This is a genomic window from Mesorhizobium sp. M1399 (assembly GCF_040317735.1).
Taxonomy (GTDB): Bacteria; Pseudomonadota; Alphaproteobacteria; order Rhizobiales; family Rhizobiaceae; genus Mesorhizobium.
Genome location: NZ_JAMYKZ010000004.1, coordinates 88,182 through 110,046, shown reverse-complemented (window position 1 = coordinate 110,046; position 21,865 = coordinate 88,182). Strand labels below are relative to the sequence as shown.

Sequence of the window (21,865 nt, the reverse complement as noted above, 5' to 3'; positions counted from 1 at the left end):
GGGGTTGGAGGTAAAAGACTCCACGATCGAGCTTTGGGAGAGTGAAAATGCCTCAGTTTGACGAATTCGAGATCAAGATGCTCGACAGCCTGCAGCGCGACGGGCGCAAGCCGGTATCCGAACTGGCGCAGGAGATCGGCCTGTCGACGACACCTTGCGCGCGGCGCTTCGAGGCGCTTCAGCAGGCGGGCATCATCAAGGGCTTCGCCGCGGTGCTCAGCCGTCGTGCCGTTGGGCTGATGGTCGAGGTGTTCATCCAGGTGCGCCTGACCAGCCACAGCGACGGCTCGCCCGAAAGCTTCATCGCCGCCGTCCAGCGGATGGACGAGGTGTCCTCATGCTGGACCATGACCGGCGATCATGATTTCCTGTTGCATGTGATGGTGCCGTCGGTCGACGAGCTCAATGCCTTCGTCATGCACCGGCTGATGCGGCTCGAAGGCGTGCGCGACGTCCACACCCAGCTTGTGCTGCAGAACATCAAGGGGCCGGGCCATGTCCCGCTTGCACATCTCAGACGGTAGGCATTTCTGCGGAAAAGCTGCACACAAACTGCTGAAGCGAGCCAATCTCCAGCGCTAGATCGCCGACTACGACATGCGGACCGCCATTGCATAAGGTCCGCCATGAAAATCGTCCTGATCAACCCGCCACATACGGCCATCGGCAGCCGTGTGCCGGACGACCATCTGCCGCCGCTCGGTTTGCTGGCACTGGGCGGTCCGCTGATCGACGCGGGACATCAAGTGCGACTTGTGGACGCCGAATTCGGGCCGATGCCGCTTGCCACGCTGGTCCGGGACGCCTTGAGCGATCATCCCGACTGTATTCTGATCGGCCATTCCGGCTCGACCTCTGCGCATCCGACAGCCCTACTGATCGCCGGCATGGTCAAACACATCGATCCGGCGACAATCCTGATTTATGGCGGCGTGTTTCCGACCTATCACTGGCGCGACATACTGGCCGAAACGGAGGCCTTCGACTTCATCGTTCGTGGCGAGGGGGAGGCGACCATCGTCGCGCTGGTCGAAGCGCTTGAAAAACGCAAGCCGCTGTCGGATGTGGCGGGCATCGCCTTTCGCGACGATTTGCGCCGGCCTTTTGCCACCAACCCGGCAAGGACGATCGCCAATCTCGACGACTACCGCATCGGCTGGGAACTGATCGATATCACTCGCTATAGCTATTGGGGAGGCAAGCGTGCGGTGGTCATGCAGTTCTCGCGAGGCTGTCCGCATCTGTGCAACTATTGCGGCCAGCGGGGGTTCTGGACGCGCTGGCGGCACCGCGACCCCGTGAAGTTCGCGCGGGAGATTGCCTGGCTATACCGCGAGCACCGCGTCGAGCTGATCAACCTTGCCGACGAGAACCCGACCTCGTCCAAAAAAGCCTGGCGCGCCTTTCTCGATGCGATGATCGCCGAGAATGTGCCGGTGCTGATCGTCGGCTCCACCCGCGCCGACGACATCGTCCGCGACGCCGGCAGCCTGCATCTCTATCGCAAGGCCGGCGTCATCCGCTGGCTGCTTGGCATGGAAAATACCGACGAGCAGACGCTCCAGTTGATCCGCAAGGGCGGCAGCACCTCATCCGACCGCGAGGCGATACGGCTGCTGCGCCTCAACGGCATCTTGTCGATGGCGACCTGGGTGGCCGGTTTCGAGGACGAAAGTTTCCGCGACCTCTGGCGCGGCTTCCGCCAGCTGATCGCTTATGACCCCGACCAGATCCAGGCGCTCTATGTGACGCCGCACCGCTGGACGCCGTTCTTCAGGATTGCCAGGGATCGCAAGGTGATCCAGCTGGACGCCCGCCTGTGGGACTACAAGCACCAGGTGCTGCAGATGACCCGCCTCAAGCCGTGGATGTTGTTCTTCGCCGTCAAGCTGATCGAACTGGCCGTGCAGTCGCGGCCCAAGGCCTTGGCGCGCATCCTGTTCCACAAGGATCCGGAGCAACGGCATTCGATGCGCTGGTACACCAAAATGGGCCGCCGCGTCTGGTTCCGCGAAGTCTGGGGCTTTCTGGTTCGCGACCGCCGCCTGAAGAATGGCCCGACGCTCGCCGAATTCTGGGGCGCGCCGCAGGACGAGGAAGAGGAATCGATGGTGGTCGCGCACCCGGCGCGCAGGCTGACACCGCCTGCGACCACGATTTCGTCGCGCGCCTGACCGGCTCGGGCAATCTTTTAACAAGCATACGCAACGTATGTATATTGACATACGGAATGTATGTACCCACTTCGGGATACGGGACGGATATCAGCGACCGCCCCGGAAAATGGAACGCAGCGATCCAAAACCCCGAAGTCTTGCGGGCGGCTCTCACCTTCTCGGAGAAGCCACATCGCGATGGTCGGGACCGGCCTGCCTTGTCTGATTGGAGTGAAACAATGACCAAACGCGATGCGATCTTCCCTGCCGGTCGGCAGGCCCTCTACGAAGTCAATCGCTATTCGGCGGCGATCCGCTCAGGCGGCTTTCTGTTCGTCTCGGGCCAAGTCGGCAGCCGCGAGGACGGATCGCCGGAGCCAGCCTTCGAAAAGCAGGTCCAGCTTGCCTTTGACAATCTCGCGGCGGTGCTGAAGGCCGCCGGTTGCACGTTTGACGACATTGTTGACGTGACCACGTTCCACACCGACCCGGCCAAACAGTGGGAGGCGATTGACGCCGTTCGACTTAGGGCGATCGGTGAACCGCCCTACCCGAACTGGACCGCGGTGGGGGTGAATTGGCTGGCGGGCTTCGATTTTGAGATAAAGGTCATCGCGCGCCTTCCTCAGCCCGGATGATCGATTGGCGGCGAGCGACGAAGGCGGAGACTACCTAGTCGACCGTTCGCCCGCCCGCCTGTCTCGACAAGCGCTGCGATGGTGATCGGATGGTCTTCCGGTCTGTCGCGGCGTTGAACAGACTGAGGCCACTCACGGCACGATCAGCGTGCCGGCGCCGTGTTCGGTGAACAGCTCGAGCAGCACCGCATGCGGCGTCTTGCCGTTGAGGATGACGACGCCAGCGACGCCGCGCTCGATTGCCTCGATGCAGGTTTCAACCTTGGGGATCATGCCGCCCGAGACCGTTCCGTCCTTGATCAGGGCCTTGGCCTCGGCCACGGTCAACTCGTCGATCAGCTTCTTGTCCTTGTCGAGCACGCCGGGCACGTCGGTGAGAAACAGCAGGCGCGTCGCCTGGCAGGCGCCGGCGATGGCGCCGGCAAAAGTGTCGGCGTTGATGTTGTAGGTATGGCCGTCGCGGCCGGGCGCCACCGGCGCCAGCACCGGGATCATTTCGGATCGCGCCAGGAGGTCGAGCAATGTGCGGTCGACCTCGACCGGTTCACCGACGAAGCCCAGGTCGAGCACCCGCTCGATGTTGGAATCAGGATCGATCATGGTCTTGCGCGCCTTTTCGGCAAACACCATGTTGCCGTCCTTGCCGCACAGGCCGATTGCCCACTCGCCCTCGGCATTGATCAGCGCGACGATTTCCTTGTTGATCGACCCGGCCAGCACCATCTCGACAATCTCGACGGTCTTCTGGTCGGTGACACGCAAGCCGCCCTCGAATTTGGATTCGATGCCCATCTTGCTGAGCATGGCGCCGATCTGCGGCCCGCCGCCATGCACGACGATCGGGTTGACGCCGGATTGCTTGAGCAGTGCGATGTCGCGGGCGAAGGCTTTGCCGAGCGCGATGTCGCCCATCGCGTGGCCGCCATATTTCACCACGACCGTCTTGTTCTCGTAGCGCTGCATATAGGGCAGCGCCCTTGAAAGCAGCGCGGCCTGCATTTCGGCGGTGGCGGCGACATCCGTCATCGGCTTGGTTCCCGGCTTGGCATGAACGGCGGCGTCTTAGCGGGAATTGCAGCAGGCCGCAAACGGCTTTGCTGTCATGATCGATCAAATCATCCCGCCTCTATGCCGGCACCCGCAGCGGCGCCCGCCGTCCCAGCCATCCAGAGATCTTTTCCATCTGCGCGGCGAACGACAAAAGCGTCTCCTCGTCACCGGGGCGGCCGGCGGCCTGGACGCCGAGCGGCAGGCCGGCATCGGTCACGTAAACCGGAAGCGTGATCGACGGTTGCCCGCTGACGTTCTGGATCGCCGGCCAGTGGGTGAACCAAAGGCTCTTGTCCATCAGCTGGCCGAATAGCGGCTTGAACTTCAGCAGGCCGGCGAGGCGCAGTCTGTCCAGGACATTCTCGATGAATTCGTCGGCGCCTTTCGGGTCCATGGTGCCGCAGGCGAGCGGCGGGTGCGCGATGACAGGCATCAGCACTGCATCATAGTGCGCGGTTTCGGTGATAAGGCGGCGCGAGGTTGCGTGCAGCCGCTGCAGGCCGGCATAGATTTCGCCGGCCGAGAGGATTTCACCGAACCGGCTCATCACGCGCGTGGCGCGTTCGATATCGCCTGAGATGGAGCGGCCGACGCGCAAGGCCTCGCCACGCATCGTGCCGGCCACCGCCGCGGCGACGGTTCTGGCGAAATCGGCGATGAAATCGCGGTCGATATAGGGCAGGTCGATCTCCTCGACGCTGTGCCCGCCTTCGCGCGCCAGCCCAATCGCCGCATCCAGAGCTTTCAAGGTTTCTCCCGAAATCGGCAGGCCGAGCGGCGATTTTCGGTAGAAGGCGAGCTTGAGCTTGCCCGGATCGCGCCCGGCGGCCGCAGTGAAACTGCCGTTCGGCGAGGGTGCCGCGTAGGGCGACAGCGGGTCGGGCCCGTGGGTCAGGTCGAGCAGCAGGGCCGTATCGCGCACCGAGCGGGCCAACGCATGGTCGACGACAAAGCCGTACCAGCTTTCAGTGACGAGCGGCGTCAAGGGCACGCGGCCGCGGGAGGTTTTCAACCCGACCAGCCCGGTACAGGCCGCAGGCACCCTGATCGAGCCGCCGCCATCCGAGGCGTGCGCCACCGGCACGACGCCGGCCGCGACCAGCGCAGCCGCGCCGCCCGAGGAACCGCCGGTCGTGTGAGCGGTGTCCCATGGATTGCGGGTGACGCCGTAAGCCACCGACTCGGTCACCAGCCTCAGCCCGTGTTCGGGTGCGGTGCTGGTGGCGATCGGGACCAGGCCGGCGGCCAGATAGCGTTCCGTCATGACCGAGTTAAAATCGGGGGTGTAGGCTGGGATGCGGCTGCCGCCATGCGTCGGCACGCCCTTCATGGCAATGCCGAGGTCCTTCAGCGCAAAGGGCACTCCGGCAAGCGGCAGCTTGTGGTCGACGGTTTTCGCTCGCGCCCGCGCCGCCTCAAAAAGCGGTTCGGCGATGGCGTTGATCTCCGGCTGGGTGGCCTCGGCCCGGGCGATCGCCGCATCGACGAGATCTTGCGGTGTGATCTCTCCCTTGTGCACGAGTGCGGCCTGGCCGGTTGCGTCATGCTCCCACAGAACCCGCTCGATCGACATGGTCGCCCTCCCGCTCATGGCAAGCTAGCGGGCGGCGATTTCCTTGGCAATCGACGCTGGCGCTGCCAGTGCGCAAGACCATTTCAGTCGTTGCAAATACATTGCAATCGCCTAATTTGGCGGCCGATGACGCCGCAGGACATCAGCAACCTGATTGTCCGGACTTCGATGAAGGACCGGGCTGCGTTCGATCTGCTGTACCGGCAGACCAGCGCGAAACTTTTCGGCGTCTGCCTTCGTGTATTGAAGGATCGGGGAGATGCAGAAGAGGCGCTTCAAGAGGTCTTCGTCAAGATATGGACGAAGGCGGACCGTTTCGCCGTTTCGGATCTGAGCCCGATCTCCTGGCTGGTGGCCATTGCGCGCAATCATGCGATCGATCGGATCAGGGCGCGGCGAGAGCCTGCCGCCTATATCGATGCCGCGCTCGACGTGGCCGATCCGGCGCCGGGGCCGGAGGCCATGGCCGTGGCGGGCGGTGAGTCCGGACGCATCTACCATTGTCTCGATGAATTGGAAAAGGACAGGGCGGCGGCCGTCCGGGGCGCCTATCTGGACGGCAAAAGCTATGCGGAGCTGGCGGAGCGCTATGGCGTACCGCTGAACACGATGCGGACCTGGCTGCGGCGCAGCCTGTTGAAACTGAGAGAATGCCTGGAAAGATGACGCTGGCTGACGACAATGGACCGGAACGTGGGGGCGACGACCTGTTCGCCGCCGAATACGTTCTTGGCGTTCTGGCCGCCGATGAACGCGAGATCGCGTCGCGCCGCATCGATGCGGACGCCGCCTTCGCGCGCCTTGTGGATGCCTGGGAGGCGCATCTTTCGCCGATGGCCGCCGCCTATCCGGAGACAGAGCCTCCGATCAGGGTCAAGGAAGCATTGGACCGCCGGCTGTTCGCTGCAGAGCCGCGCGCCGGCCTCTGGTCGAGCCTTGGCTTCTGGCGCGGTCTTGCCGCCGCCGCCATTGCGGCGCTGGCAATCTATATTGCCTTGCCTTACGTCAATCCACCGGTCGTCGAGCCGCAAACCCGGCTTGTCGCCTCGTTGGCAGCCGAAGGCAGCGATGTCAAATATCTCGTCGTCTACGACGCCGTCCGTCACGATGTCGGCCTTTCCCACGTCTCCGGCGAGCGGACCGCCGGCAAGGACTTCGAGCTGTGGATGATCGAAGGCAAGAACGCGCCGGTGTCGATGGGCGTCATCCCGGCCGGTGCGACCGCGCATCTGGCCATCCCGCCCGCCGTCCGGGAGAAATTGGCGCAAGGCGCCGTGCTTGCGGTCAGCGTCGAGCCTGCCGGCGGTTCGCCGACCGGCCAGCCGACTGGACCGGTGGTCGCAGCGGGCGATCTGAAGAGCATCTGACCGATTCTTGCTTCGGAAGAAGACCTGAAATCTATCTCTCACGAACCAAAATCATGCAAAGCTTGTCGGCGGTGACCGATTAGCACATGGAAAATTGAAGCGACACAATATTTCTTACGTGAGGACGAAACTCCGGCATTTCTGTTGCGTATCTTCTTGCGTTCCCGAACGAGGGGAACGATAACCCAAGGAGATTGAAATCATGCCTAAATTCGCCACCCTTTTGCTTGCCGGCAAGGTTGCGATTTCTGCGATCGCCACCATTGCCTATGCCCAAAATCCGATGGTCGGCGGCGCCGCCATGTATGCCCAGAAAAACATCGTCGAAAATGCTGTCAACTCGAAGGACCACACGACGCTGGTCGCTGCCGTCAAGGCAGGCGGACTGGTCGATACGCTGCAAAGCGCTGGCCCCTTCACCGTGTTCGCGCCGACCAACGAGGCCTTTGCGGCACTTCCAGCCGGCACGGTGGAGACGCTGCTCAAGCCTGAAAACAAGGACAAGCTCGTCAAGATCCTGACTTGCCATGTCATCGGCGCCAAGGCGATGGCCGCCGACGTCGCCAAGATGGTCAAGGATGACGGTGGCACCCACAAGGTCAAGACGGTCGGTGGTTGCGAACTGTCGCTCAAGACCGACGGCGGCAAGGTCACCGTGACCGACGAGAACGGCAATGTCGCTAATGTGACGATCGCCGATGTCGAGCAGTCCAACGGCGTCATCCACGTCGTCGACAAGGTTCTCCTGCCGAAGATGTAACAAACGCACGCTGCCGGCGAAGATATCGCTAAGGGCCTCCCTGCGCACACTCCGCGCCGTTCACGCAAGTGGATAGGCGCGGAGTCCCGCTTTGAGGACAGCGATCGTCACCGGCTTTTGATTTCCGTCTGGCGGTCGAATTTGGCACAAGCAGTAACAGGAGGAATGGGCATGAACCGTCGCGAGCTTCTTTTGAGTGGTGCGGCAGCCATTGGCGTTGTCGCAGGCGCCACCGCGCTGCGCATGGGCGGAGCCCAGGATGCACGCGCGGCCGAGACTTTCGAGGTTACCAAGACCGAGGCCGAGTGGCGCGCCATCCTGTCCGACGCGGCCTTCAATGTGCTGCGCAAGGAGGGCACGGAATACCCGGGCACCAGTCCGCTGCTCAACGAGCACCGCAAAGGCATCTTCGCTTGCGCCGGCTGCGACCTGCCGGTCTATTCGTCAGAGACCAAGTTCGATTCCGGCACCGGCTGGCCGAGCTTCTGGCAGGAAATCCCCAACGCGATCGGCAAGACCGTGGACAGGTCGTTGGGCATGACCCGCACCGAGGTCCATTGTCGCCGCTGCGGTGGCCATCTCGGCCACGTCTTCGACGACGGTCCGCCGCCGACCGGGTTGCGGCATTGCATCAACGGTGTCGCCTTGACCTTCAAGCCGGCGACGGCCTGAGGATGGCTGCGCCCCTGACTTTGTCGGAGAGCGCTAGAGCATCGGACCCAAAAGTGCGAAGCGGTTTTGGGAAAATCCGATGCTCAAACAAAAAGTTGGAGCGGTGGAGTGTCCGCCGCTCCAAGACTTCGTAATGGTTGATTTTGCGCATGACCCCGAAATCGCTTTTCGGGGTCATGCGCGAGGGCGCCAGGCGGGGGATCCAGCGCGCCTCAATGGCCTCCGCCACCGCCGCCCTGAGCGGCTGGCTTGCGGATCACCAGGGTGAAGAGCCCAAGCGTCGCGAACAAAACCGTCAGCATGAAGAATACGTCCATGAACGACAGCAGCGACGCCTGCTGCTGGACCATGCCTGACAGTTTGGAGATGGCCGCCTTGGAGGCGTCGAGCCCGGCGGTCTGCTCGAAGTTGAGCGTCATGTTCTGCAGCTTCTGCTGCGCAGCGGCACTTCCCCATTGCACGTGCTCGGAGAGCCTGGCGTAATGGAAGGCATTGCGGTCGATCAGCACGGTGTTGATGACTGCCAGGCCGACGGCGCCGCCGAGATTGCGGGTCAGGTTGAACAGGCCAGACGCATTCTTCAGCCGCTCCGGCGGCAAGGTTCCGAGCGCAATGTTGTTGATCGGCACCATGCAAAGCATCATCGAGCAGCCGCGCAGGATCTGCGGGATCAGCAGTTCATAGAAATCCCAGTCGGCGGTGAGATGCGTCATCCACCAGGTCCCCGTGGCGAAGCCGAAGAAGCCGATCATCATCATGATGCGCGGGTCCATCTTGTTCGACAGGATGCCGGAGATCGGCGCAGTGAAGAACATGGCCAGGCCGCTGACGAACAGCGCCTCGCCGATCATCATCGAATCGTAGCCGCGGATCCGCCCCAGGAACACCGGATAAAGATAGGTCAGACCGTAGAGGCCGATGCCGACGACGAAGGAGAACAGCGAGCCGAAGGCAAAATTGATATTGCTGAAAGCCCTCAGATCGACAATCGGCTCCTCGGCGGTGAACACGCGCCAGAAGAACAGCACCGCGCCGAAGGTCATGATGACGGCGCAGATGAACACCGCCTGATCCTGCAGCCAGTCGTTGTTGGGACCTTCCTCCAGCACATATTCCATGCAGCCCAGGAAGGCGGCCATGCCGGCAAGCCCCCACCAGTCGAACTTGCTGAACAGCTTGAGATTGGGTTTGTCGAAGTCGATCAGCGACCAGGCGGCCGTCGTCACCAGAATGCCGGGCACGACGTTGACCAGGAACAGCCAGTGCCAGGACATGGCATGGCTGATATAGCCGCCGACGGTCGGGCCGATGGTTGGCGCCAGCGTCGCCACCAGGCCGATCATCGGCGAGACGATGGCGCGACGCGACGGCGGGAAGATGGTGAAGGCGGCTGCAAAGACGCTCGGGATCATGCCGCCGCCGATGAAGCCCTGCACGGCGCGGTAGACGATCATCTGGTCGATATTGGTTGCGGTCGCCGCCAGCGCGCTGGCCGCGGTGAAACCTGCCGCCGAGATTGTGAACAGCACCCGCGTCGACAGCATCCGGCTGAGGAAGCCCGACAGCGGGATCATCACCACCTCGGCAATCAGATACGCCGTCTGCACCCACGGAATCTCGTCCGAACTGGCGCTCAGGCCCGCCTGGATCTCGGCCAGCGAGGCCGAGACGATCTGGATGTCCAGGATGGCCATGAACATGCCGAACACCATTGCCAGGAAGGCGATGACGCGGCGTGTCGAGATGTGGTCAACCGGCGCCGGCATGGCTGGCGTCGGCGCCGATCCTGCAGTTAGGGTTGCGGTCGCCATGACCTTTGCTCCCGGTTCCGCTTTACTTCGATGCCGAAGGCGCCGTGCGGCTGTCGACGGCGACGACGACGCTCAGGCCGGCGCGCAGCTTGCCCGTCTTCAGCACATCCGCGGGCACGTCGATGCGAACCGGAACGCGCTGCACCACCTTGGTGAAATTGCCTGTGGCGTTTTCCGGCGGCAGCAGCGAGAACACTGCTCCCGAAGCCGGGGCCAGCGACGACACGGTACCCTCGATGTCCTGACCGTCGATCGCGTCGACCGACACTCTGACCTTTTCACCAGGCACCAGCCGGGCAAGCTGGGTCTCCTTGAAGTTGGCGACGATGTAGAGCTTGTCCATTGGCACGATGACGGCGAGCTTCTGTCCGGGGCTGATCAGGTCGCCCTGCTCGACCGAGCGGTTGCCGACCACGCCGTCATAGGGTGCGCGCAGCACGGTGAAGGACAGATCCCGCACCGCCTTGTCGTGGGCAAGCTGCAGCGAGCCCAGCGTACTTGCCGATTCCGCCCGCTGCGCCTGGAGCACGCCGATATTCGCCTGAGCCGCCGCGATCTGCGCGTCGGCGCCGGCTAGTGCGGCATTGGCTTGCTCGACCGCCGTCTGGGCATCGTCCAACTGGGCCTGGGTACCGACGCGGGTCTTGAGCAACTGGGCGGCACGAACCTGAGCTCGCTTGGCATTATCGGCCGCGGCCTGGTCGGCGGTCTTCTGCGCCTGCGCCTGCTTGAGCGAGGCGCGCGCCGCCTCGGTCTGGGCATCGATGCGGTCGAGCGTCTTGCTCAACGTGGCGATCTGCGCCTCGGCCTGGGCAACGGCTATCTTGTAGTCACCGTCATCGACGATCAGCAGCGGGTCGCCGGCCTTCACCTGCTGGTTCTCGGTCACTTTGACCTGATCGACATAACCCGAGATTTTTGGCGAGATGAACGCGGTGTCGGCCTGGACATAGGCATCGTCGGTCGTGATCATGAAGCGCCCGTCGGTCCAGTAATCATAGCCATACCAGGCGCCGGCGCCCAGCAGGGCCAGGCCGATGATGGGCAGCAACATCGAGCGCATCGACCGCTTCTTCTTGGCGGGAGCCAGCGGGGTGACGTCGGCGGGCTTGAGAGGGGTTTCCGGCGCTTCGATCGCAGGCTGGACCTTGGCACTGGGGAAGGGGCGGACTTCGGCACTGGTGGGCGCGTTCGAGGACATGATATCTCTCTAAATTAACTGGCGCTGAATTTTGTCAGACTGAACCGTTCGGTTCGATCTCGACGTTGACTTAGCGCTTAAAGAGGACCATATCAAGAGCAATCGAACCGGATGGTTCGAATTATTTTACGAGGTGTGACATTATGGCCGAAGTCCCCAAGGCCGCTCCTTTGCCTGGTTCAGGCTCATTGCCCAGCGCTGGCAAGGACCAGTGCGATCTGCTGGACAGTCTGCCGCGCGGCCGCCCGGCCGCGGGTCAAGACCCGGTCAAGCGCAGCCAGATCATCGACGGTGCGCGCCGTGTCTTCATCGAAAAGGGCTTCGAAGCCGCGTCGATGAACGACATTACGCGCGAGGCCGGCGTGTCCAAGGGCACCATCTATGTCTACTTCGCCAACAAGGAAGAGCTCTTCGAAGCGCTGATCGAGGAAGAGCGCGGCACGATTTTCAAGAACATGTATGAGGTGCTCGACCAGATCGGCGACCTTCGCCAGACGTTGGTGAAGTTCGGCATCGTGCTGTCCATGAAGATCACTTCGGCGAGGGTCATCCTGGCGCAGCGGGCGGTGATCGGCGCGTCGGAACGCATCCCGGAGCTTGGTGCCCGGTTCTACGAACGCGGCCCGAAGCGTGGCCATGACAGGGTCGTCGTTTTCCTCAACATGGCTATCGAACGCGGCCTGCTGAAAATCGACGACGTCGAGCTTGCCGCCTATCAGTTCACCGAGCTGTGTCTGGCCGGTCTTTTCCGCCAGTGCATTTTCGCCTATCGCACCAAGGCGCCAAGTGTGGCCGAGATCGAACACATCGTCAGGTCGGGCGTCGATGTGTTCCTGAAGGCCTACGGCACCGAACAGCTTGCAGAGCAGGAACGGGCCTCCAGCCCCGCCTGACAGGCTGCCAGGGTCGGTGGCCTATCCGCCATTGGCGGCGAGCACGATCGCCGCACGCAGTTCCTCGAGACCCTCGCTCTTTTCCGACGACGTGGCGAGCACGAAGGGAAAGGCCGCCGGGCGTTTCTTGATCTTCTGCAGCGTTTCCTCGATCAGCCGTGGTACCCCCGCCGCCTTGATCTTGTCGGTCTTGGTCAGCACGATCTGATACGACACCGCCGCCTTGTCGAGCAGCGACAGCACCTCGTCGTCCTTGGCCTTGATGCCATGGCGGGCGTCGATCAGCACGTAGACGCGCTTCAGCGTCACCCGGCCCTTCAGGTAGTCGAACACGAGCTTCGTCCACTCGTCGACCTTTTCCTTCGGCGCCGTGGCGTAGCCATAGCCCGGCATATCGACCAGTGCCATCGGCGGCAGATCGGCGCCTTCTCCCGAAAATCCGCCCGGCACGAAATAGTTGAGCTCTTGCGTCCGGCCCGGCGTGTTGGAGGTGCGCGCCAGCCCCTTCTGGTTGACCAGCGCGTTGATCAGCGACGATTTGCCGACATTGGAGCGGCCGGCAAAGGCGATCTCGGGTGGACCCTCCGGCGGCAGGAATTTCATCGCCGGCACGCCGCGGATGAAGATCCAGGCTCGCGTGAACAATTCGATGCCGATCGTGGTCTTGTTCAACGCGTTCAAACCGCTGCCTCCAGAAGAAAAATGTTGCTGCCACGAATGGCATCGAGATTGCGGCTGATCTTTTCCACCGGCCAGTGCCACCACGCCAGCGCCAGCAGCCGCCGGATGGTCCTGTCATCGAAGCGCATCTTCACCACCTTGGCCGGATTGCCGGCGACGATCGCATAGGCCGGCACATCGTGCGTCACCACCGACTTTGCCGCCACAATGGCGCCGTCGCCGATCTTGACGCCCGGCAGCATCACCGCTTCCATGCCGATCCAGACGTCGTTGCCGACGATTGTGTCGCCACGCACCTCCTTCGACCATGTCGCCGGGTCGAAGCCTTCTTCCCAGCCGTGGCCAAAGATATTGAACGGATAGGTCGAAAAGCCGGACATGGCGTGATTGGCGCCGTTCATGATGAAACGCGCGCCCTCGGCGAGGGCGCAGAACTTGCCGATGACCAGCCTGTCGCCGATGAACGGATAATGATGCAGCACGCATTTTTCGGCGAATTTGTCAGGTCCGTCAGGGTCGTCATAATAGGTGAAGTCGCCGATCTCGATATTAGGCGCCGTCACCAGCGGTTTCAGAAAGCCGACGCGTGTGTGCAACGGGATCGGATGCTTGATCGATGGATTGGGTCCGGTCATATCGAGCTCCGTCGAGCACCTGCCAGGCAGGTCAAAATAGCGCGATCCGTCCCGCAGTACCAATCGCTTAATCCAGGCCGGCAGCTTGTGCAAAAAGCCCCGGACGAACCGGGGCTTTCTGGTTTCTCATTATCGGAGCGCCGGCTATTCCGCCGGCGACGGTTTCTTGCGGAACAGCGCGACCAGATTGTCCCACAATTCGATCTTGGCGCCCTGCCGCTTCATGATCACGCCCTGCTGCAGGATCGACAACGTGTTGTTCCAGGCCCAGTAGATGACGAGGCCGGCCGGAAAACCCGCCATCATGAAGGTGAAGATCACAGGCATCCAGGTGAAGATTGCCGCCTGCGTCGGGTCCGGCGGCGTCGGGTTCATGCGCATCTGCAGGAACATCGTCACGCCCATGATCAGAGGCCAGACGCCGATCATCAGCATGTGCGGCAAGGTGATCGGGATCAGCCCGAACAGGTTGAAGATCGATGTCGGATCCGGCGCCGCCAGATCCTGGATCCAGCCGAAGAACGGCGCGTGCCGCATCTCGATGGTGATGTAGAGCACCTTGTAGAGCGAGAAGAACACCGGGATCTGCAACGCCACCGGCCAGCAACCGGCGAGCGGATTGATTTTCTCGGTCTTGTACAGCTCCATCATCGCCTGCTGCTGCTTCATCTTGTCGTCCGCGTATTTCTCGCGGATCTCGAGCATCTTGGGCTGCACCTTCTTCATGTTCGCCATCGACGCATAGGACTTGTTGGCGAGCGGGAAGAACAGCGCTTTGACGATGACGGTGGTGGCGAGGATCGCCAGGCCGAAATTGCCGAAGAATTTGTAAAGCGTGTCGATCAGCCAGAACATCGGCTTGGTGATGAAATAGAACCAGCCCCAGTCGATCAGCAGGTCGAACTGGCGAATATGACGGTCCTTTTCATAAGCGTTGATCGTCGAAACTTCCTTGGCGCCGGCGAATATCTCCGACTCCACGGTCGTCGATTGCCCGGGAGCGACCGTGACGGGATCGGACAGGAAATCGGACTGGTAGCTGTGCGGATGGGGCCCGCTTTTGAACTCGAAATAAGAGAATTTGGGCTGAAATTCGCGGCCGCTAGGCGGCACCAGGGTCACCGCCCAATACTTATCGGTGATGCCCAGCCAGCCGTCGGTCGACTTGCCTGGCTTGTATTCCTTGTCCGATTCGACGCTGGAGTATTTGTATTCCTGCAGGCCCTCGCTTCCGGTAACGCCGATCAGGCCCTCGTGCAGCACATAGGTGCTGGCGATGGCCGGCTTGTCGAAACGCGTAACGCGGCCATAGTTCGACAACGTCGCCGGCGCCGAGCCGCCGTTCTGAACCGTGTCGGATACGGTGAACATATATTGGCTGTCGACGGAGAAGGTGCGCTTGAAGGTCAGGCCCTTGTCGTTGGTAAAGGTCAGCGTGACCGGCGTCGCCGGTGTGAGCGTCGCCTTGCCGTCGGTCTGCCAGACCGTGTCGGGGCCGGGCAGCGTGCCCACATCCGGCGCGCCAGAAAAGCCGATCTCGGCGAAATAGCCGTTCGGCAGGGACGCCGGGTTGAGCAACGCGATCTCGGGCGAGGTCTTGTCGACCGTCTCCCTGTAATGCTTGAGCCGGAGGTCATCGAGGCGCGCACCGGTGAGGTTGATCGAACCTTCGAGGCTCGGCGTGTCGATCTTGACGCGGCTGGTCGAGGCAATCGCCTGGTCGCGGCCGGCCGGCGTCACCGCATCGCCGCCAGGCGCGCTCGGAATGGCGCCGGGCTGTACCGGTGTTTCGCTGGCGCCCGGACTGGTGCCTTCGGCGGCCTTCTTCTGCTCCGCCACGCGCTGCTCTTCGATGCGGGCGGCTTCGCGCTGCATCTCGCTGCGCGGCATCACATAGAAATATTGCCAAAGCGCCAGGATCAGCACCGACAGTGCGATGGTGATGAAGAAGTTGCGGTTGTTTTCCATCGAAGCCCTTGGCCTATCGTGTTCCACGCAATCTGCGGGAGAGTTCGGCCTTCAACTGGCCAAACGGAGTGGTAAGCACGTCTTCGCGCCCGACGATGACATAATCATTGCCCGGCGCCATGTCATCCGCGGCATGCGTGCGCACGGCCTCTCTCAGCCGCCGCCGGATGCGGTTGCGAACGACGGCGTTGCCGACCTTCCTGGTGACGGTATAGCCGACGCGCGGCGCTTCGCAGTCGCCGCGGCCCAGAACCTCGACGAGGACAAGCCGCCCGCGGCGCTTTTCGCCACGGCGGACGGCCAGGAATTCCGCGCGCTTCAGAAGCCGCTTGGGATGGGCACCCGTTGGCTTGCCGGTTGCGGGCAACGATCTTGTCTCTCGCTTGGTGCTCAGGCGCTGAGACGCTTGCGGCCGCGGTTGCGGCGGGCTGCGACGACGCCGCGGCCACCTTTGGTTGCCATGCGGGCGCGGAAACCGTGCCTGCGTTTGCGGACGAGTTTGGACGGCTGGTAAGTACGCTTCATTTGTTTAAATACCGCGGGGTGCGGCCCTTCTTGATTCTGTCACTTTGTAACAGGAGCTTTGCCGGGCCGGTTTTGGCGCGATCGAAACCGCGCCGGGACGAATGGCCCGAGCGTGAGCGGGCTTATAGAAAGAAGGGTTTTGGAAGTCAATCCAGCCTGTCGGGCCGGCGTTGTCGGACTGGCAGGGAAGTCCTTGCGGCCCTTTGTCCGGCTTCGATCAAGGATGAATTTGGCAAAAAAGCCGCAATCGCCTAATCTCACCCGATCAAGCGATCGTGAAGACAAGCAGTCCTTAAGACAAGCAGCCGTGATGACAGGCAGCCGTGACGACGAGCATGAGTGAAGTCCCAGCAACCGACGAAAGCATCGCCGAGGCGAAGGCCGCCACCCGCAGGGTGCCCTTGGCGCGCGGCCTGTCGACCAAGTTGCTGCTGCTCACCATCGTCTTCGTGCTCTTGGCTGAAATCCTCATCTTCGTGCCCTGGATCGCCAGTTACCGGCTGAGTTGGCTGAAGGAGAGGCTGAGTACTGCCGCTGCTGTTTCCATCGTCCTGGTGCAGGGCGAACCTGCCTCGCTGTCGCGTGCCGCCCAGAACGACGTGCTGATGGCGATCGGCGCCAAGGCGATCGCGGTGCGCGACGGCGGCGTCTCGCGGCTGCTGGTCGTGGCCGAAATGCCGCCGCAGGTGGACGAGCATATCGATATCGCCAATGTCGGCATGATCAAGGGCATGACCGGCGCGCTGGACACGCTGTTTTTCGGCGGCAAGAGGATGCTGCGCGTTTTCGGGCCGGTCGGCGACAGCGACAAGGAGTTCGAGCTGATCATGCCCGACCACCGCCTGCGCAATGCCATGCTGATCTATTCGCGCAACGTCGCCTTCGTCTCGCTGCTGATTTCGCTGTTCACCGCCATGCTGGTCTACGCCGCGATAGACCTGATCATGATCGGCCCGATCAGGACGATGACGCGCTCGATGCTGTCCTTTTCCGAGGCGCCCGACGATCCCGGTCGCATCATTCACCCCGCCGCCCGGGCCGACGAGATCGGCGTCGCCGAACGCGAGCTGTCGCAGATGCAGGAGCGGCTGCAAAAGATGCTGACCGAGCAGAAGCACCTGGCCGATCTCGGCCTGGCCGTGTCGAAGATCAACCACGACATGCGCAACATCCTTGCCTCGGCGCAGCTGATGTCGGACCGCCTGCGCCAGGTAAAGGACCCGACTGTTCAGGCCTTCGCGCCAAAACTGCTGCGCGCGCTCGATCGCGCCGTGTCCTATTCGGAAGGCGTGCTGTCCTATGGCCGCACCCAGGAGCCGCCGCCGTCGCGTCGCAGGCTGCGGCTGCGCCAGTTGGTCGAGGACGTCCAGGGCCTGCTCGACATCGAATGCGGCATCGAATTCGTCAACGCCGTCGATCCGGTGCTCGAGGTCGACGCCGATTCCGATCAGCTGTTCCGCGTGCTCACCAATCTTAGCCGCAACGCCGTGCAGGCGATGGCGGCGGACACCGAGAGCGCCGTAGTGCGCCGCCTGACCATATCGGCCGAGCGCATCGGCAGCGTCAGCCGCATCGTCGTCACCGACACCGGCCCCGGCCTGCCGCCGAAGGCGCGCGAAAACCTGTTCGCGGCGTTTCGCGGCTCGGCCCGCAGCGGCGGCACCGGCCTTGGCCTGGCGATCGCCCATGAATTGATCCGCGCCCATGGCGGCACGGTGGAGCTGGTCGAAAGCATCGGCGGCCGCACCACATTCGCCGTCACCATTCCCGACCAGCCGGTCCGGCTCGACCAAGCCCGCAATGGCCTGCGCCGCCCGGCGTAACGAACCGTTTCGTTACGGACCGTTTCAATTCGCAAATGGTTGGTCCGGGACTAAGAGTCATCGGCTCGGCCGCCGTGCAACGGCTTGTTTCGTTACGGACCGTTCCGATTGGCAAATGACCGATCCAAGACGACGACCTATCGGCTCGGCCGCCGCGTGACGCGATCTTACCTTCGCCGGCCGGCGCATGACGGCAAAACGTGACGGCAAAACTTTTGGCCAGGATCGGCTTGCTTTTCGCAAATTCAGTCGCTAGGGAACAGCTCACATTCGCGGCCGGTCGCCAGGATCGGATCGCGGGGCTATGCAAAGCATGGCCTGTTGCGCGCCCGTAGCTCAGCTGGATAGAGCACCAGACTACGAATCTGGGGGTCAGGAGTTCGAATCTCTTCGGGCGCGCCATTTGTAATGTACATCCCAATCCACCGGCATCGATGGACCGCTTAGCCGCTCATCATTGCCATCGTGGTGGCGCTTTAGCGGTTACCGGCAAATCTGCGGGATTCCCGGCGCTGAGAAACGACTTCTCCTGGGGGATGAGCCACGGCTGGTCGGCTGATGTTTAGGACCGCCTTGCATGCAGGCGACTGCATGCGCTGCCGCCGCCCCCCCGGGGGCGGCGAACTCGATCACACGTGCGTTGCCGCTATCGAGCATTCGTACTAACCTCGCCCTTCTTGAAATCGTGCCGGGTCCTCAGGCTTGCCTTGGGAGATGCTAATGCGCGGGTTCTTGCCTTTCATTCTGTTGGTGCTTCTACACATTCCGATTGTATCGCATGCCGCCTCCATCCACGACGCCGCCATGAAGGGCGATGTCGCCGGGATCACGGCAGCGCTCGACGCTGGTGCCGGCGTCGATGAGAGCGACGGGGGCGCGACACCACTCTATCTTGCGGTTAGGGGCGGGCATTTTGCGGCGGCAAAACTGCTCATGGAACGCGGTGCCGACGTTAACGCCGCCCCGACGCCGCTTTTGGGGCCTGCGCTCATGCCGGCTTTGGCAAAACGCAGGATCGACCTGATCAATCTGTTGCTGGATGGGGGCGCAAATCCAAATTCGAAGCGCAGCCGCGAAAACGCTATCCACATCGCGGTGAATCTCGGTTGTTTCGACTGCGTGAAGGCACTCGTCGAGGCCGGCGCGGACGTGAATGCGAAGACAAAGGACGGCAAGACGCCGCTCCATCTGGCAAAATTCAAGAGGCAACGCGAAGTCGCTGACTATCTCATGTCGCACGGCGTCGTCTTGCCAACACCAGCTCCGATCTCGATGAAGTTGGCTACTGCCGATGTCGAGAAAGGCCGAACCTACTTCACCCGCCTGTGTGCCGGTTGCCACAATGCCGAGCCACAGGGAGCGACCAAGACGGGACCCAACTTGTGGAGCGTCGTCGGTCGCGACAAGGCGTCTGTGGCAAAAATGCGTTACTCCGACGCTTTGCTCGACTGGGAGGGTGTATGGACGTACGAGGATCTGAACAGATATCTCTTCGGACCCATGCTCACCACGCCGGGCGTTTACATGGAGACGCCTGGTGTTCCGGACGAGACCGAACGGGTCGACCTGATCGCCTACTTGCGCACACTCAGCGACAAGCCGATCCCGCTGCCCTGAACGTTAGCCCCAGGAGGGCCGCGGCCGGATTGCGCCCAACGCCGATGAGCGCTCGAATTCTGCATGGAGGTCACTTCGCTTCCCCTTGACGAATGACCGGTTGGATCCGATTTTGGCTGTTCAGGGGTGGCAAGGGACAGTTTATGGCGCGCAAGGCGGACCTTCGGCTCCGAGCGGTGATCTGAGAAATCGATAGGCGCAGCAATAACATACGAGTTCCCAGTTTCATCCTCTTCGGGCGCGCCATCAATCCAATGCACGGCCCGCCTCATGGGGCCTCTCGGGCGCGGTGAGCTCATAGCCGCCCGACTATGACCGTGACCGGCGCCGGTGGTCGGAGGGTCGCGAGGGCTGAGCGCCATCCCTGCCAAAAGAGGGGATGGTCTGCTGATGCCGACTCAGTCGGCCTGCTTGATCTCCGGACCCGGTTCAGTCGGCGGCGCTGGCGTGCAATCCTGGCCGGTGCATTCCTGCACGGGATCTTTCGCCGGCGGGAGACAGTTTTGGCCTTCACAATGAACGGGCGGCTGCACTGTTGCGGCTTTGTTGTTCGGCGGCACAGGCCGATCCTCAGCGCGAACGGTAGGCATTCCAAGGTCGATCATGGCCGTGCACAAGAGCGCAATCCGAAGCAAATTCATTTCCGCCTCCGCAACTGACAGCCAGATGCAGACTACACGTTTGACCTGCGGCCAACATCCTGTCACCCGCGAACGGCGTTAACAGCGCGTTTCATTGCTGGCCAGCAGGGCGCGCGATTGAGATCGAGTGTCGTCCTCTTCCTAACAAACATCGCCAGGAACAGGCGTTCGGCGTGAGATGGCTGAAGCCAACCTTCCGATTTTCCGATACGCTCGTTTGAGGGTTTGAGGTGCCTTAGGGCTTTCGCGCATTCGAGGTTCTTCAGGTCTTTCACGGGGGGAGCATACATGATGGCATTCAACAGCGTCCGCTTCCAGGTCAAGCCGGGAAGTGAAGACGAATTCGTCGAACTGTTCAGCAGCGCTCCGCGCAATTTCGAGGGATTGCGAAAAATGGCTCTCATCAAATCCGGAGATGGCGCCTTCTTTTCGATTGGAGAGTGGGACACTTTCCAGCACATGGTCGATGCTCGGCCCAAAATGCTAGGCAATCTTGATCGGTTCCGGCATACGTTGCAGCAGCTTGAAGGCGGATATACGGATGCTGTTTCCGGCGAGGCCGTCTTCGAAACGGACGGCAGGAGCGGCGGCAGGTCGGTGTAGTGTTCGCATTTCGACAAAGCTTATGCCGTGCGCATCTCCCGCCACTCACCTAAACCGCACATTCCCACTGGAAAGCTCTGCCACCGACCTGCATCCCATCAGCCGCATGTCGCGTTCGATTTCGGTTCGCATCAGGCCGAGCGCCCGTTCGACGCCGGCCTGTCCGGCGGCTGCCAGCGGGAAGAGATAGTAGCGCCCGATACCGACGGCCTTGGCACCCAACGACAGGGCTTTCAGCACATGCGTGCCGCGCTGGACGCCGCTGTCGATGATCACGTCTATCTTGTCGCCCACCGCGTCGACGATCTCCGACAGCTGGTCGAACGGGCTGCGCGAGCCGTCCAGCTGCCTGCCGCCATGATTTGACAGAACGATGCCGGTGCAGCCGATGTCGACCGCCTTGCTGGCATCGGCAACGCTCATGATCCCCTTCAGGCAGAACTGGCCGTTCCAGAAGCGGACCATGTCTTCGACGTCCTTCCAATCCAGCGATGGATCGAGGATCTCCGTGAAATAGCGGCTGATGGAAAGCGCTCCGCCGCCGAGATCGATATGGCCGTCCAATTGCGGCAGGCTGAACTTGTCGTGCGTCAAATAGTCGATGGCCCATCTCGGCTTGATCGCGAACTGCATCATGCCGCCGAGCGTAAGCCGAAAGGGGATGGAAAAGCCGGTCCGCAGGTCACGCTCGCGGTTTCCGCCGGTGACGCTGTCGACGGTCAGCATCATCACCTCGACGCCGGACGCCTTGGCGCGCTCCATCATGGCGCGGTTCAGGCCGCGATCCTTATGGAAATAGAACTGATAAACCTGCGGCGTCCGGTGCTTGCGGACTTCCTCCAGGCTGACCGTCCCAAGCGACGAGACGCCAAACATCGTCCCGAACTTCTCCGCCGCCGCGGCGACGGCGCGCTCGCCGCTATGGTGAAACAGCCGCTGGAGAGCCGTCGGCGAGCAATAGACCGGCATCGCCAGTTTCTGGCCATGACGGTGACCGACATGTCGATCTGCCCGACACCGGCAAGCACGTTTGGGACGAGGTCGCAGTCCTCGAACGCAGCCGTGTTGCGCCGCAGCGTCGTCTCGTCGTCCGCGCCGCCATCGATATAGTCGAAGATCGGTCCTGGCAGGCGCTGTCTGGCCAGCCTGCGAAAGTCCTGAAAATTATAGCAGCTTTGCAACCTCATAGGGCTCAATCGGATCTATGCGGGGCGCGATGTCAAGCCTATGCAATTGTCGATCGCCGACTAT

Annotated in this window: 20 protein-coding genes, 1 tRNA gene and 1 pseudogene; 12 read left to right on the top strand and 10 right to left on the bottom strand. The window is 62.3% G+C overall.

The annotated features are described in order from the left end of the window. Nucleotides 1-47: 47 nt before the first annotated feature. From NKH05_RS07635 to NKH05_RS07625, 3 genes are all read left to right on the top strand, one after another. Nucleotides 48-524, top strand: coding sequence for an Lrp/AsnC family transcriptional regulator (locus NKH05_RS07635; RefSeq protein WP_023718203.1), 477 nt, complete (start codon nt 48-50; stop codon nt 522-524). 102 nt (nt 525-626) lie between these two features. Next, nucleotides 627-2,174 (top strand): magnesium-protoporphyrin IX monomethyl ester anaerobic oxidative cyclase, encoded by a 1,548-nt coding sequence (gene bchE / locus NKH05_RS07630; protein WP_352495033.1) that lies wholly within the window; start codon nt 627-629, stop codon nt 2,172-2,174. Nucleotides 2,175-2,395: 221 nt separating this feature from the next. Beyond that, on the top strand, nt 2,396-2,794 hold the full coding sequence (locus NKH05_RS07625; protein WP_352495032.1) for a RidA family protein: 399 nt from the start codon (nt 2,396-2,398) through the stop codon (nt 2,792-2,794). 132 nt (nt 2,795-2,926) lie between these two features. On the opposite strand, the gene argB is transcribed toward NKH05_RS07625, so the two are convergent. Together argB and NKH05_RS07615 are read right to left on the bottom strand one after the other, a co-directional pair. Beyond that, nucleotides 2,927-3,820 (bottom strand): acetylglutamate kinase, encoded by an 894-nt coding sequence (gene argB / locus NKH05_RS07620; RefSeq protein ID WP_023677482.1) that lies wholly within the window; start codon nt 3,818-3,820, stop codon nt 2,927-2,929. 100 nt (nt 3,821-3,920) lie between these two features. Continuing rightward, on the bottom strand, nt 3,921-5,417 hold the full coding sequence (locus NKH05_RS07615; RefSeq protein ID WP_352856018.1) for an amidase: 1,497 nt from the start codon (nt 5,415-5,417) through the stop codon (nt 3,921-3,923). Between the two features lie 126 nt (nt 5,418-5,543). Here NKH05_RS07615 and NKH05_RS07610 point away from each other — a divergent pair, with 126 nt between their 5' ends. The 4 genes from NKH05_RS07610 to msrB all read left to right on the top strand — a co-directional run bounded on the left by NKH05_RS07610 (nt 5,544) and on the right by msrB (nt 8,216). Continuing rightward, nucleotides 5,544-6,083 (top strand): sigma-70 family RNA polymerase sigma factor, encoded by a 540-nt coding sequence (locus NKH05_RS07610; RefSeq protein ID WP_352856015.1) that lies wholly within the window; start codon nt 5,544-5,546, stop codon nt 6,081-6,083. Next, the gene (locus tag NKH05_RS07605; protein ID WP_352484356.1) at nt 6,080-6,784 is read left to right on the top strand and encodes an anti-sigma factor; all 705 of its coding nucleotides are present in this window, start codon (nt 6,080-6,082) and stop codon (nt 6,782-6,784) included. Before NKH05_RS07610 ends, NKH05_RS07605 begins: the two co-directional genes overlap by 4 nt. A gap of 202 nt (nt 6,785-6,986) precedes the next feature. Further along, the gene (locus tag NKH05_RS07600; protein ID WP_352515757.1) at nt 6,987-7,544 is read left to right on the top strand and encodes a fasciclin domain-containing protein; all 558 of its coding nucleotides are present in this window, start codon (nt 6,987-6,989) and stop codon (nt 7,542-7,544) included. A 171-nt stretch (nt 7,545-7,715) separates the two neighbouring features. Next, a complete protein-coding gene (msrB, locus tag NKH05_RS07595; protein ID WP_292655897.1) occupies nt 7,716-8,216 on the top strand; it encodes a peptide-methionine (R)-S-oxide reductase MsrB in 501 nt (166 codons plus the stop codon). Between the two features lie 212 nt (nt 8,217-8,428). On the opposite strand, the gene NKH05_RS07590 is transcribed toward msrB, so the two are convergent. Both NKH05_RS07590 and NKH05_RS07585 read right to left on the bottom strand, forming a co-directional pair. Then, nucleotides 8,429-9,982 carry a DHA2 family efflux MFS transporter permease subunit gene (locus tag NKH05_RS07590; RefSeq protein ID WP_352588947.1) on the bottom strand — a complete coding sequence of 518 codons (1,554 nt, stop codon included), beginning with the start codon at nt 9,980-9,982 and terminating at the stop codon, nt 8,429-8,431. A 67-nt stretch (nt 9,983-10,049) separates the two neighbouring features. Then, nucleotides 10,050-11,228, bottom strand: a complete 1,179-nt coding sequence (locus NKH05_RS07585) for an HlyD family secretion protein (protein WP_352539957.1) — start codon at nt 11,226-11,228, stop codon at nt 10,050-10,052. Between the two features lie 143 nt (nt 11,229-11,371). Here NKH05_RS07585 and NKH05_RS07580 point away from each other — a divergent pair, with 143 nt between their 5' ends. Then, nucleotides 11,372-12,121, top strand: coding sequence for a TetR/AcrR family transcriptional regulator (locus tag NKH05_RS07580; protein ID WP_353025217.1), 750 nt, complete (start codon nt 11,372-11,374; stop codon nt 12,119-12,121). Between the two features lie 21 nt (nt 12,122-12,142). Here NKH05_RS07580 and yihA read toward each other — a convergent pair whose 3' ends face one another. The 5 genes from yihA to rpmH all read right to left on the bottom strand — a co-directional run bounded on the left by yihA (nt 12,143) and on the right by rpmH (nt 15,930). Continuing rightward, nucleotides 12,143-12,802, bottom strand: coding sequence for a ribosome biogenesis GTP-binding protein YihA/YsxC (gene yihA, locus NKH05_RS07575; RefSeq protein ID WP_031193748.1), 660 nt, complete (start codon nt 12,800-12,802; stop codon nt 12,143-12,145). After that, entirely contained in the window at nt 12,799-13,437 is a 639-nt protein-coding gene (locus NKH05_RS07570) for a CatB-related O-acetyltransferase (RefSeq protein WP_352591267.1), read from the bottom strand. Before NKH05_RS07570 ends, yihA begins: the two co-directional genes overlap by 4 nt. Nucleotides 13,438-13,581: 144 nt before the next feature. Further along, on the bottom strand, nt 13,582-15,405 hold the full coding sequence (gene yidC, locus NKH05_RS07565; protein WP_023718215.1) for a membrane protein insertase YidC: 1,824 nt from the start codon (nt 15,403-15,405) through the stop codon (nt 13,582-13,584). Nucleotides 15,406-15,418: 13 nt separating this feature from the next. After that, nucleotides 15,419-15,772 (bottom strand): ribonuclease P protein component, encoded by a 354-nt coding sequence (rnpA, locus tag NKH05_RS07560; protein ID WP_352856012.1) that lies wholly within the window; start codon nt 15,770-15,772, stop codon nt 15,419-15,421. A 23-nt stretch (nt 15,773-15,795) separates the two neighbouring features. After that, nucleotides 15,796-15,930: a 50S ribosomal protein L34 gene (rpmH, locus tag NKH05_RS07555; protein ID WP_008833937.1), complete on the bottom strand. Its 135-nt coding sequence runs from the start codon at nt 15,928-15,930 to the stop codon at nt 15,796-15,798. Nucleotides 15,931-16,265: 335 nt separating this feature from the next. On the opposite strand from rpmH, the gene NKH05_RS07550 reads away from it, so the two are divergent. From NKH05_RS07550 to NKH05_RS07535, 4 genes are all read left to right on the top strand, one after another. Beyond that, the gene (locus NKH05_RS07550; RefSeq protein ID WP_023718217.1) at nt 16,266-17,753 is read left to right on the top strand and encodes a sensor histidine kinase; all 1,488 of its coding nucleotides are present in this window, start codon (nt 16,266-16,268) and stop codon (nt 17,751-17,753) included. 325 nt (nt 17,754-18,078) lie between these two features. Beyond that, nucleotides 18,079-18,155: transfer RNA gene (locus NKH05_RS07545), tRNA-Arg, on the top strand. A gap of 312 nt (nt 18,156-18,467) precedes the next feature. Further along, nucleotides 18,468-19,370: an ankyrin repeat domain-containing protein gene (locus tag NKH05_RS07540; protein ID WP_353025216.1), complete on the top strand. Its 903-nt coding sequence runs from the start codon at nt 18,468-18,470 to the stop codon at nt 19,368-19,370. Between the two features lie 932 nt (nt 19,371-20,302). Beyond that, nucleotides 20,303-20,614: an antibiotic biosynthesis monooxygenase gene (locus tag NKH05_RS07535; protein ID WP_352640270.1), complete on the top strand. Its 312-nt coding sequence runs from the start codon at nt 20,303-20,305 to the stop codon at nt 20,612-20,614. Between the two features lie 45 nt (nt 20,615-20,659). On the opposite strand, the pseudogene NKH05_RS07530 reads toward NKH05_RS07535, so the two are convergent. Beyond that, nucleotides 20,660-21,801: pseudogene (locus tag NKH05_RS07530) on the bottom strand (alpha-hydroxy acid oxidase). Nucleotides 21,802-21,865 lie beyond the last annotated feature (64 nt).